The sequence below is a fragment of the Pedobacter nototheniae genome (assembly GCF_004335085.1).
Lineage (GTDB): Bacteria > Bacteroidota > Bacteroidia > Sphingobacteriales > Sphingobacteriaceae > Pedobacter > Pedobacter nototheniae.
In genome coordinates this window covers 414,459-427,065 of record NZ_RQRS01000001.1, presented here as the reverse complement: position 1 = coordinate 427,065, position 12,607 = coordinate 414,459, and the positions used below count along the sequence as shown (strand labels likewise).

General features: G+C 34.3%; 11 protein-coding genes. 2 read left to right on the top strand and 9 right to left on the bottom strand.

What is annotated here, in order from left to right; all coding sequences use genetic code 11:
- Nucleotides 1-29: 29 nt before the first annotated feature.
- From EHC72_RS01830 to EHC72_RS01815, 4 genes are read right to left on the bottom strand one after another with little or no spacing between them, the layout of a single operon-like run.
- On the bottom strand, nt 30-2,693 hold the full coding sequence (locus tag EHC72_RS01830; protein ID WP_131535770.1) for an outer membrane beta-barrel protein: 2,664 nt from the start codon (nt 2,691-2,693) through the stop codon (nt 30-32).
- Entirely contained in the window at nt 2,680-2,910 is a 231-nt protein-coding gene (locus tag EHC72_RS01825; protein WP_131535769.1) for a DUF1456 family protein, read from the bottom strand. Before EHC72_RS01825 ends, EHC72_RS01830 begins: the two co-directional genes overlap by 14 nt.
- Before the next feature lie 37 nt (nt 2,911-2,947).
- Entirely contained in the window at nt 2,948-4,252 is a 1,305-nt protein-coding gene (locus tag EHC72_RS01820) for a DEAD/DEAH box helicase (RefSeq protein ID WP_211660259.1), read from the bottom strand.
- A gap of 47 nt (nt 4,253-4,299) precedes the next feature.
- On the bottom strand, nt 4,300-4,518 hold the full coding sequence (locus EHC72_RS01815) for a hypothetical protein (RefSeq protein ID WP_131535767.1): 219 nt from the start codon (nt 4,516-4,518) through the stop codon (nt 4,300-4,302).
- A 218-nt stretch (nt 4,519-4,736) separates the two neighbouring features.
- On the opposite strand from EHC72_RS01815, the gene EHC72_RS01810 reads away from it, so the two are divergent.
- The gene (locus tag EHC72_RS01810; RefSeq protein ID WP_131535766.1) at nt 4,737-5,210 is read left to right on the top strand and encodes a ribonuclease H-like YkuK family protein; all 474 of its coding nucleotides are present in this window, start codon (nt 4,737-4,739) and stop codon (nt 5,208-5,210) included.
- Here EHC72_RS01810 and EHC72_RS01805 read toward each other — a convergent pair.
- Nucleotides 5,207-7,465: a family 20 glycosylhydrolase gene (locus tag EHC72_RS01805; protein WP_131535765.1), complete on the bottom strand. Its 2,259-nt coding sequence runs from the start codon at nt 7,463-7,465 to the stop codon at nt 5,207-5,209. The two genes, EHC72_RS01810 and EHC72_RS01805, sit on opposite strands and share 4 nt — an antisense overlap.
- Nucleotides 7,466-7,600: 135 nt before the next feature.
- Here EHC72_RS01805 and EHC72_RS01800 point away from each other — a divergent pair, with 135 nt between their 5' ends.
- Entirely contained in the window at nt 7,601-8,068 is a 468-nt protein-coding gene (locus EHC72_RS01800; RefSeq protein WP_165585752.1) for an SRPBCC family protein, read from the top strand.
- Nucleotides 8,069-8,074: 6 nt separating this feature from the next.
- Here the strand turns inward: EHC72_RS01800 and EHC72_RS01795 are convergent, their stop codons facing one another.
- The 4 genes from EHC72_RS01795 to EHC72_RS01780 form a co-directional block, all read right to left on the bottom strand.
- Complete coding sequence (locus EHC72_RS01795) at nt 8,075-8,653, bottom strand: DUF4468 domain-containing protein (protein WP_131535764.1); 579 nt, start codon at nt 8,651-8,653, stop codon at nt 8,075-8,077.
- Between the two features lie 84 nt (nt 8,654-8,737).
- The gene (locus EHC72_RS01790; RefSeq protein ID WP_131535763.1) at nt 8,738-9,745 is read right to left on the bottom strand and encodes an outer membrane beta-barrel protein; all 1,008 of its coding nucleotides are present in this window, start codon (nt 9,743-9,745) and stop codon (nt 8,738-8,740) included.
- Between the two features lie 25 nt (nt 9,746-9,770).
- A complete protein-coding gene (locus EHC72_RS01785; protein ID WP_131535762.1) occupies nt 9,771-11,159 on the bottom strand; it encodes an ammonium transporter in 1,389 nt (462 codons plus the stop codon).
- A gap of 324 nt (nt 11,160-11,483) precedes the next feature.
- Nucleotides 11,484-12,431: a TIGR01212 family radical SAM protein gene (locus tag EHC72_RS01780; protein WP_131535761.1), complete on the bottom strand. Its 948-nt coding sequence runs from the start codon at nt 12,429-12,431 to the stop codon at nt 11,484-11,486.
- Between the last annotated feature and the right edge of the window lie 176 nt (nt 12,432-12,607).

The following is a 12,607-nucleotide window of genomic DNA, read 5'->3' as shown; positions in this document are numbered from 1 at the left end:
ATGTAAAATATAAATACCAACAGATGGTACTACCTAAACCTTTTGCCGCCGAAATTATTGATGTTGTAACTTAAGCTCGCTTGTACAAAGCGGCTAATAAATCGTGTTCGATTCTCTGATATTGAATTATTATTAACGGTTGTTCTAAAAAGTGAACCTTGGTTAAATAAATCGTTTGCTTGTACGGAGAAACTCAGTCTGTTATTTTTAAGGAAGTATTGATTAAGACCTAAATTTACAATTAAAGGATTTCCATTATTGATGTTAAAGCCAAAATTTAAACTTTTTGATACATTGGTATTCACTCTAAATTTAGGGCTGAAAATATAAGTACCACCAAAGGTCATATTTAAAATCTGAATGTTTTTAATATTTTGATTTTGAACCGAATAGGTATTAGAACTGTAGCTATAATTTGCACCAGCATTTAAACTAAATTTTTCTTCATTTAAATTTAATCGCACTCCATTGGATAGGTTTATACCACCGCTTTTATATAAAACATTATCGGTATAAAAAACATTGTGGCTGTAGGCTACATTTCCGTTATATGATACGGAAAGTTTATTATCCATAAAACGCTGAAATATAGAATAATTACCACCAATATTGTATACACCATTTACGTTTTCGTAGGTGGTTTGCTGCTTTAAACTATTTAGTGTATCGGTTAAAATAACTGTATTATTTACTACACTATTTATGGTAAAAGTTCCAATAAGGCCAACCATTAAGCTAAAACCCGATTTCAGGTTATTTTGATTGTAATCTAAATTGATAATATGTGTTGCGGTAGCTTTAAGATTTGGGTTACCCACAACAATATTTTGTACATCGCTGGTGTTTTTAACGGGTTGTAATTTATTAAAATCAGGTGCACTTGTATAACCATTGTAACCAAAAGCGAGGCTTTTACTATCCTTAATTAAATAACTTAGATTGGCACTTGGCGAAAAATTCAGCTGAAAATTTTGAAGTCGTTCTCCGGTTTTTTCATATTTTCCTGTAATAATACTAGGCATAAAGCTGAAGCCGAAACTGTAACTCAAATTTTTATTGTTGCTATTGTAACTTAAGTTTAAGGTTTGATTAATAAAAGTTGAAGCATAATCTAAACCCAACGAATCTACTTCTTTACTGTTTCCTTCATAATCGAATACAGTAGTATTTTGCAGGTTTTTAGTTTTACTAATTCCAAAGCGATAAGAAAATGTAATAAACCTCGAGCTTAAAGAATCTGCATTAGAATTTAAGGAGTTTGCAAATTGAACATTCCCACCAAAATTTGTACTTAAGGTATTGCTATTTACTAAACGATTAAGCAAAGAATCTTTAACCAACACGTTGTTGGTTTCATTATAGTATTTAATAATATCCTCTATCCCACTATTGGATGTTCCTTTATTACGACCAAAGTTAATACTTGCTGAAAGCGATTTCTTCGCATTTAATAGCTTTCTAGACCAGTTTACATTACCACTAAAGTTTGGCGTACTTTGTTCTGAACCCGATTTGGAAAATAAATCCTGTTTTATATAACCTGTTTTATTGGAGATAGAATAAGCATCAGTTTGGCTATTACTTAAAACTCCTGATACGGCTGCATTTAGGTAATTTTTTTTATTTACTAGATTTAAGCCAAGATTTAAGGTATTATTATTCGATTTAGCATCGTTGGAACTTTGCCTTAAATCGTTGATAACGCCAAGTGGATTAAAAGTTTCCAAATAGCTGGATTGAATTGATTTGCTATCGGTATTGGTAAAAGTATAGCCTCCATTAACTGTAAGTTCTTTTGATACCTTATTCCTTATATTGGCATTTATACGTTTGTTCTGGTTATCTGTAAACTCGTTATTTGTTGTACCGTAATTACCTCCCAAACCTATTTGCTTAGATTCTCGCCATAAATTGCCATTAAAATTAACATTGTAAGCATTACTTGTTGCCGCGTTAACATCAACATTACCAAAAACCCCCTTATTCATTCCTGGCTTGGTTACCAGGTTGAGCATTTTTTGTGGCGATCCAGTTTTAATACCTGTAAAATTAGCTTCATCACCATAATCTTCAATAACCTGCAGCTTGGCAACTAAATCTGCAGGCAACTGCCTGATGTAATCCTGAACATTTCCTGTAAAAAAATCCTCACCATTTACACGAAGCTTATTCATCGGTTTTCCCATTGAGGTAACAGCGCCATTTGCATCAACCTCAACGCCTTGCAGTTGCTTTAATAAATCCTCAATTTTATCGTTTTGCCTAATGGTATACGCCGCAGCATTATACTCCACTGTATCTTTTTTCAATACAATAGGATCAACCTTTACCTTAACCTCTACTTCTTTTAAGGTTATGCTTCCTGCCTTAATCACAATTGGATCAAGAACAATGTTTTTCAGTTGCTTTTCCACTTGATAAATGGTAACAAAGGGCCTATACCCAATTCCACTTATAAAAATGTAAAACGTATTGCTGCGAACGTGATTAAAAGAAAAATTTCCTTTTGAATTTGAATTGGCTTTCAGTGTATCAGTTCCGGTAATTAATTGAATATTAATCCCCTCTACAGGTCGTTTCAAAGAATCCACTACATTCCCTGATACTTTACGCTGTGCCTGAGATTTAACGCTAAAGCTTAAAGCAAAAAATAAAAAAAATAATAGAAAATATAATCTATTACTTTTTCTCATCCCTCGGACCTCTTTTGTAAATGACTAAGCCATTTAAAAAATTGCGTAGAATCTGATCTCCACACGGTTTAAAATTTTCGTGATCTTCACTTCTGAAAATATCGCCCATTTCGGCTTTGGTTACCTTTAAACCAACCAAGCCACAAATTTTAATGATGTCTTCAGTAGTTAAAGATAATGCGACTCTAATTTTTTTTAGTATTTCGTTGTTACTCATGTTTAATCTTTAATATGGAAATGTAACCGTTTTTAGATTAACGGGCAACTTCCAGCTTTAATTTTTTCCCTTTAATCTTTTCACCTTGCAAAGCTTTCAGCAATTTATCCACTACATTTCTTTTTACGGCAACATAACTGGTGGTATCTTTTACCTCTATCAATCCAAGTTCTTCTTTTTGCAAACCGCCTTTCTGTAAAAACAAGCCTACAATATCAATTTTATTTATTTTATCTTTTTTCCCGTGAGCAATATATAAAGTTTGCCAATCACTTTGCTCCGGTAATTTATAATGTTCAGCTAAAATTTCCTCTTCAATCTTTTCTGGCAGATATTTATAATGCTCCTCTTCCGTTAAAATGGCATAAGCAGTACCTTTGGCATTCATTCTGGCTGTACGCCCATTGCGATGAATATATGCATCTTCGGTATATGGTAATTGATAATGCACAATATGCTCCACTTCAGGAATATCTAAACCACGGGCAGCTAAATCTGTTGTGATTAATATTTTATGACTTCCATTTCTAAATTTCAGCAATGCTTTTTCACGATCGTCTTGCTCCATACCACCATGAAATACATCATGCCCCAAACCATGTTCGAAAAGTAAATCACTAATCCGGTCTACCGTTTCCCTATGATTACAAAAAACCAAGGTATTTCTATTGCCAATTTTACTTAATAGCTTAAATAAAACATCAAGTTTATCAGCCGCAGGAGCCATTACTTTTTTAAGCTTTAAATCCGGTTTTACTTGTACATCCTTAGAAAAATCTATTTCTATCTGTTTTGCAAGCTTTACAAAAGCAGGGATTTCTTCCATTTTTGTGGCAGATGTAAGAATACGTTGCTTAAGTGAAAGTAATGCTCCGATGATGTAAGACATATCTGCTTCAAAGCCAAATTCAAGCGCCTTATCAAATTCATCTAAAACCAAAGTTTCAATCGTGGATTCATCAAAATTTTGATGTTCCAAGTGATAAGCAATTCGGCCAGGTGTACCAATTAAAACCGCTGGTGGGTGGGCAAGATTATTTTTTTCTATTCTTACAGCATGACCACCATAACAGCAATTTGCTTTAAAAGGTGTACCCATTTGCTTAAATACCTGCTCAATTTGCAGAGCGAGTTCTCTCGAAGGAACCAAAATCAATGCTTGAACTCCTTTTTGTTCCGGTTTTAAATTTGCTAATACAGGTAAAAGGAAAGCAAGTGTTTTACCTGATCCTGTTGGCGCAATAAGTACGAGATCATTACCGGCTTTTGCAGACTTAACAGAAGCGCGTTGCATTTCATTAAGTGCCGATATATTTAATCTTTTTAGGGCATTTTCTATCATTATGCCATAAAGGTAAGCAATTATACGATTAGCTGAGGGCTATGAAATTAGCCTTTAAAAAATCTATTTCTCAATTTTCTCAAGGCAGTAAAATTTAATCGCTTATCTAGCAGCATTAACATTTTACCCCTTTGGGCAATAGAATATGTAACTTTTTCATTTACAGCATCAACCGATGATAAAATTCGATCCGTTAATTCGCCCGCAAATTTATTTGCTCTGCTTTGTTGTAATAACTGAAATTCCTGAATGAGTTCGATATTCATAATGGATGTGATTTGGTTAAACAATACCTAAATATAACGATTGCTATGTGAATATTGTTGCAAAAATTATCAGATTATATCATTTCAAAGCATTAACTTGTTGATAACTAGATTTCTGTTAGCAAATAAACAATAGTGAATTAACATAAATTTAATTTATTGCTCTTATTTTTATAAAAACCTGATTACCATTTGTTAACCTCAAAAAAACATAGTGTATGACCTGGAAAAAATTTAGTGGCGAAATTATTCATTCTTCCATCCTCGAAGAAGTAGAAAAAGCAATTATCAGAGAAACAGAAAACGGCTACAAATTAAAAGTTTGTATAGGTACGGATTCGCAAGTTAAAGGAGTTATTACCGATTTTGCTACAGTAATTGTATTGGTTAGAGAGCACCATGGAGGCTTTATGTATATTCACCAGGAAAAAAGCACTCAACAAGTAGGTATAAAAGAGCGTATGTTAATGGAAGTGCAAAAATCAATAGAAACTGCTTACTCCATTTGTGATTTACTAGATCTTTATAATGTTGCGCTCGAAGTACATGCAGATATTAACACCAACCCGTCGTTTAAATCAAATAAAGCATTAAACGACGCGATGGGTTATATTTTAAGTATGGGCTTTATTTTTAAAGCAAAACCTGAAGCTTTTGCCAGCTCTACCTGCGCCGATAAGATGGTGCATTAATGGTAAAAACCTGTTGCAGATAGCGGTTTGCGCTTTCCTTCGCCCAAGCTATATTCCAGTTGTAAGGTATAGCCGCCACCGCCTTCAATAAATAATAATTCAAAAGGATGGTATCCTTTACTTAAAGCAATTTGCGCAGATTTTTCTGTTGCACTGTGCAAACCGTCGTTATCTATCAGCAATTTATTATTGATATAAAGGTTGCTCCCATCATCTGCCTTTAAATAGAATGTATAAATTCCATCTTGTGCAGCATAAAAATATCCTTTATGCCTGGTACCAAAAGAAGGTGCCGTATCTTTTATCGGAATATCGATTTTCTCCGTAATTGCAGAATCCGTTCTATCGCTTTCAATTAATTTAGTTACCGATTTATAGTATTTTGGATAATAAGAAAATTTTAATCCTTTTTGTAAGTTAGCTGAGGGCACTCCTTTTTGATAAGCTTGTTTTTTATAGTCAATTACATATACTTCCCCAGGATTTCCATTTGATCTAAAAGCAGCTATTTTAATCTTTTGTGCTTTATTTATGAGCAACGGGCCTGAGTAAATTTTAGAACTTTTCACCGGATCCGATCCATCAGTTGTATAGTGCAAAACAGTGCTTTTTAGTGGATTAGTTAATTTTAACCAAGTTTGATCTACAAAAACACTTTGTGGAGAAAAGCCATTAATATCTGGCATACGGTAATTAATGTTCATTGCATCAAGCATGCTGTATTGATTATTAGCACGCTTTAAAAAGTCATTCCAACCGGCTGTATTTCCTGTCCATGCAACTTCAGATAGTGCAAGCAAACGAGGGAAAACCATATACTCCAATCTACGTAACGAAGGTATTTTTTCTGACCATGTGGCAGCCTGAACGCCTAAAATTAGTTTCTTTTCATCGCTTGTTAAATTGTAATTGTAAGGATCAAATGAATACACTTTTTTCAATGATCCGGCATCTTGAGGTGCATCAAAGTAACAAAATTCTCCAGGCAACATTATTACTTCATTTCCTTTTTCCGCAGCTTTTTTAGGAGCTCCTGGCACCCATGCACGCCAATACATTACAGTAGCCGTAGGCGATAAACCTCCCTCCAACATTTCATCCCAGCCAATTAACTTTTTACCTTTAGTAAGGAAAAATTTCTCCATCCGGTGTACAAAATAACTTTGCAACTCTTCAACACTTTTAAGCCCTTCACGTTTCATTAATTCATTGCATTCAGGAAGCTTTTTCCAACTATCTTTTTCAACTTCATCTGCTCCTAAATGAATGTACTTACTTGGAAAAAGGGCTGCAACCTCCGTAAATATGTTTTCAGCAAATTCAAATGTGGTTTCTTTGCATGGACATATCGGCTCAGAAAAATCTTTCCCAAAACCACCAGAACTAGAAGCAGTTAACCACGGAAACAATTTTGTAGCTGCCATCATATGCCCTGGCATATCTATTTCAGGAATTATCTCTACACCATGATCTTGAGCATACTTAATCAATCCTTTCATCTGCTCTTGCGTGTAAAAGCCCCCGTACATTTTCTTGCCATTAATTATTTTAAAATTCTTTTCAGGCAGGTTAAAGTCTGGATTAGTTTTCGCTAGCTGCATACAAGCAGAATCTTGGTCGTTAAGCGTTCTCCAGGCACCTTTTTCTGTTAATTCAGGATATTTTTTAATTTCTAATCTCCAACCTTGGTCATCTGTTAGGTGCAAATGCAGTTTGTTAAACTTATACAAAGTCATTCTATCGATCATTAAACGGATTTCTGCCAAATCAAAGAAATGGCGGGCAACATCTAAGTGCAAGCCTCTCCAGCTAAATCTAGGTTGATCTTCAATCTCTACACAAGGAATGTCGGTTTTTTTAGCATACAATGAAGTACCTGCCAATTGCTTTAAAGTAGAAACCGCCCAAAAAGCGCCTTCTATATTGGCCGCAGCAATGATAATTTGATTTGGATTAACCGATAATTTATAGCCTTCGCTTGCTTGAATATTTTTATCTTGAACAATTAAAATACTACTTTTTTGGCTAGAAACACTTAATTTTAAGCTAACTGCGCTTAATTCTTTTTTTACAATATCAAAGGATGAATCACCAGATAATTTAATTGTAGTATTTTTCGTCCAGATAAATGCACCATTAACAGGCTTCAGTTTTACTGGTGCCGGAATGATATTATAGCGATTAACATTGGATTGTGCGTAAATAGAGATACTGTTGCCTATGCAAAGCAATAAAAATAATAGCTTAAATTTCATTTGGTTGAGGTATTTTAAACTAAAATAGAGAAAATATTTGTTTTAGAAATTCCTCTATGAGATTAACTTTTAACTAAAAAAGATACAACTTTACCAACAAAACAGGCAGATTTGTGTTAAACAATAAATTGAAATTTGAAAACTTATAGATTAGAGTTTACGCAGAAAATTCCGGTGGATTTGCATCAGGCTTGGGATTTTTTTTCATCGCCTTTAAACTTGTCGGAAATTACGCCAAAGGATATGACTTTTGATGTAACTTCTCCAAACATGGAGCATGCTAAAATGTATCCGGGCATGATAATTACTTACAAAGTTTCGCCACTTTTAGGAATTAAACTAAATTGGGTTACAGAAATTACACATGTTAAGGATAAAGAATATTTTATTGATGAACAGCGTTTTGGTCCTTTTGCATTTTGGCACCATAATCATCATTTCGAGGCCATTGAAGGCGGTGTTTTAATGCATGATATTTTGCACTACAGCATTGGTTGGGGTCCAATTGGGTTAATTGCTAATAGTTTGGTTGTAAGCAAAAAAATTAATGAGATTTTTAATTTCAGATATAAAAAGGTAGAAGAAATATTCGGCAAACTTTAACAAATGCTACCAACTTTTTGTAGAAATATTTTCGGTTTTCTTTTTCATTTTTTCTTTTAAACTCGTTTCCATAACCTTTTTAAAATCTTCACCAAATTTAACCGTTTTAGCGTAGGCACTGTTTACAATATCCTTCCATGCACCTGCGTTTAACTTTCCTGGCGTTTGCTCTAAAGCTGTGCCAATAGTTGTTGTAGCTACATAATTGCCATATCGATCTCGCTGGTACGGAATGAAGTTAAAATCTGTTAACCAAAATCTGTATTTCTCATTGCGCACCTCAACCGTTAAATTATAGCTTATTTCGCCACTTGGATGACTGGCTACCAAAAGTGTTTTATCGATAACCATTTTCCCTTTAGCCAAAATTGAAGTATCCGTTTTACTCTCCAATTTAATGTTTTTAGCATTAATCTTATTTATAAAAACTTCTGCCCTCTCCAATAAACTATCTTTATTCAATTTTTTAGCTTCTACTACAGCGTAATAAATATACTTCCCCCGATCGTCCGAATCAAACTGCTTTTGTTGTGCTTTAACGTTATAAAAGAAAGTGGTTAAAATAAATGATAAAAGGTATTTCATCGGCTGTGTATTTTTTCGGTATCTGAATTACTAATATAATAAAATGCCGCCAGGAAATTCTGGCGGCTAACTTTAAATATTTTATTAAAAAGCGTAAACCGCCGCTAATGAAAACTGACCGGCATTGGGAGCCGCTAATCCATCCTTATTAAAGAAAGGTTTATCGCCATTATGATCCATCCTAACTTCAGGAATAAAAGTTAAACCACCTGATTTAACATTTGCTGTAAAAGTTAAACCTGTATAACTGGTTTTTGCTGCGCCTTTTGTGGTATAATATTCACCCCTTAAACCCAGTGTAACTGCATCACTTAAAGCATATTGAGGATATAAAGCAACACCCACATAACCCTCATCACTACTTTTTTTATCGTAATTTGCCGCATTTAAACCTAGCTTAAACTCTTTAGTTATCTGATATGAAGTAGTTAAGTCTTCTATCGTTCCATAACCATAAGGATCAGCACCGGATAATACATTAATATATGCTGTCCAGCCCTCTACTGGCGAAATGGTTAATTGCCCACCAACACTAGAAACACCTCTTGTAGCTTTATATAAATTCCAATCGTTAAATAATCCCGCCATTAAACTCACTTTATCTGAAAATTTATACGTCGCTTTAATTCCTGCATTTTGAAAAGGACCAGCACCAAATAAATAAGAAGTTGAGTAGTTGAAGTTTCCAACCGGAGAAATTACTTCATAACCCACAAAAGTGCCCATATACCCTGCCGTCATCGAAAACTTATCCGTAAACTCATAATTAATATATAAGTTTTGAATATGGAAAGTATTTTGATCTGTCCCATCTCCATTTGGAATAGATTGATATTGGCCTCTCGGGCCAAAAGATAATTCACCAACAAAAGAAGCTTTACCCGTTTTTTTCTTTAAAGCGATATCAAGCATACCAAGAGATACAGAATTGTGATCTGATGCAAAGTAAGTTCCAATATTAGACCTTTTTGCAAAGTCGTACTTATAATAGGTATCTACAGAACCAGAGATTTCTAGTGGTGATGATGCCTCTTGAGCCAGGGCACACGTAGTGCTGGCTATGCTAAACATAGCAGTTAAAAATTTCTTCATGTGAGCGGGATGGTTTAGGTTTCGTTTATAACAAAGATTCTTGTAAAGGACTATTTTTTTCTATATAAGCCACTTTTTCTTCTACTAATAAGGTACCTTGAGTATACTTTTCGTTGTGCTGACTGGCATCCAATCCTTCTTCTTCTTCCTCTGCAGTTACACGAATTGGTTGTACCAGATTAATTAACTTGAAGATTAAAAATGAAACAACAAAACTAAAGATGATTACAATTACGGCTCCTTTTAATTGTGTAAGAAAAAATGCCGGATTGCCATAAAATAACCCATCAGCACCCAACGGATTTACAGTTTTAGTTGCAAATACGCCCGTTAAAAGCATCCCTACAATACCACCAACTCCATGACAAGGAAACACATCTAAAGTATCATCAAGACTTGTTTTTTCTTTCCATGATACGACTAAATTTGAAACAACTGCACCAATGGCACCAATAAATATACTAGATGGAATACTTACAAAACCTGCGCCTGGCGTAATGGCTACTAAACCCACTACAGCACCTATGCAAAAACCTAAAACTGACGGTTTTTTACCTCTTGCTACATCAAAAAACATCCATGATAAACCCGCAGCACCTGCAGCTGTATTGGTTGTAATAAAAGCTGAAACTGCCAAAGCATTTGCGCCTAAAGCAGAACCTGCGTTAAAACCAAACCAACCGAACCACAATAAGCCTGTTCCAATTAGCACGTAAGGAATATTTGCAGGTGGAACTTCTTTATGCTCCATGTGAGATTTTCTTCTTTTAAGCACCATAGCACCTGCTAAAGCTGCCATCCCTGCAGAAATGTGTACAACTGTACCCCCAGCAAAATCTAATACACCCATTTTTAATAAGAAACCATTTGCAGACCAGGTCCAGTGTGCCAAGGGCGAATAAACAAAAATGGCAAATAATACAATGAACAAAATATACGAGGTAAATTTAATACGCTCTGCAACAGCACCAACCACCAAACCTGGCGTAATAATGGCAAACATTAATTGAAATACAGCAAATAAAGACAATGGAATAGTTCCCCAGGCTGGCCCCGAATTAACGCCTTGAAAAAACAAATAAGTTTTGGGGTTTCCTATAAATCCACCTATTGTATCGCCAAAAGCAAGACTAAAACCTACCACTGTCCATAACACCGTAATTACACCGGCAGCAACAACGCTTTTAATCATGGTAGACAATACATTTTTACGATGAACCATGCCTCCATAGAAAAATGCAAGACCAGGTGTCATCAAAAAAACCAATGCAGCAGAGATCAATACAAAAGCAATATCTGGAGCGCTATACTTCCCTTCGTCAAAGTTGGGAAGAAGTGGAACAAATAAGGCTAAAATTGCGAAGATCATAAGAATCGCAAATGGCGCATACTGTTTTAGGGAAAATTTACTCATAGTTTTTAGTTTAATTTGTTTATGTCAGTAAAATAATTGATTACACAGTAATTATTTTCATAAAAATACTACTTATTGTAATTTTTACACCATAAAATTCAAATATTATAAACTAAACATGCATTTTTTATCAAAAAACAAATAAAAACAATAAAAAAATATAATTAAAAAAAATTAAAACACCCATAAATATCATTTTTTATTAAAAACAAAATAAAAAACAACATAAGGAAGACTTAAAAATTGATAAAAAATAAATAAAATGAAAAAACCCACGATAAATCGTGGGTTTTTGTTGTAAAAAATAAAATTTTTAGTCTTTTTTTAAGAAATATACAATGATCCTTGCACAACTCCACGTTTTTCTATCTCTTTATCAATGTAGGTTTGAATGGCTGATTTATTTAAACCCCAATTAGGTGCTATCAACAAATCCCAGTCAGAAATACCAAATAAACGTTGAATTACAATATCAGGGCGCAACAAAGGGATTAATTCACAAAGTAAGTCTGTATATTCTTCCAGTGAAAATAAATGAAAAGGGTTCTTTTTATATTTCGCTCCCATAATAGATCCCTCTACAATATGTAAATGGTGAAATTTTACGTATTTAATTTGAGGGAAACGGTTAATTTCATATATGTAACCCAACATCATTTCTTTAGTTTCCCAGGGGAAACCGAAAATAGTGTGTACACATAAATCTAGCTTACTATTTTCGAGCAATTTTACAGCTTCAACAAATTCACCATGACTGCAGCCTCGATTAATTTGCTCTAGGGTTTCATCGTAAATAGATTCCATACCCATTTCTAAATCTACATCAAACCTGTCGGTATAGCTTTCTAAAAGGGCAACTTTTTCAGCATCAATACAATCAGGGCGAGTACCTACTGCAAAACCCACAATCTCCTCTGTATTAATAGATAATGCTTCATCGTACATCATCTTTAAATAATGTACTGGCGCATAAGTATTGGTATTGGGTTGAAAATAAACAATAAACTTATCGGCTTTGTAAGATTTTTTGGCTCTCGCCATTCCTTCAGCCAACTGATCTTTAATACTTGGATTTTTTCTTGATGGCTCTGGTGTAAAAGAATCTACATTACAATAGGTACAGCCACCATAACCCTTGCTTCCATCCCGGTTTGGGCATGTAAAACCACCATCCACAATTACCTTAAATACACGCTGCCCATTATACTTTTCGCGTAAGTGAATGCCGTAATTTTTATATCCTTTTATGCCTAAATCTACCTGTGTTCCCATTTGCTGCAAAAATACACAAATAGATTTACGAATTACGATTTTAGATTTAGGATTTCTACTCAGAATTACAGACAATTATCATCTTACTTTCCTATTATTTAGAAAAGCAATTGCAGTAATCCATTTTAAGGTTAATCCCGCCAAATGCTCATACGCCTGCAAGCATTACACACCAG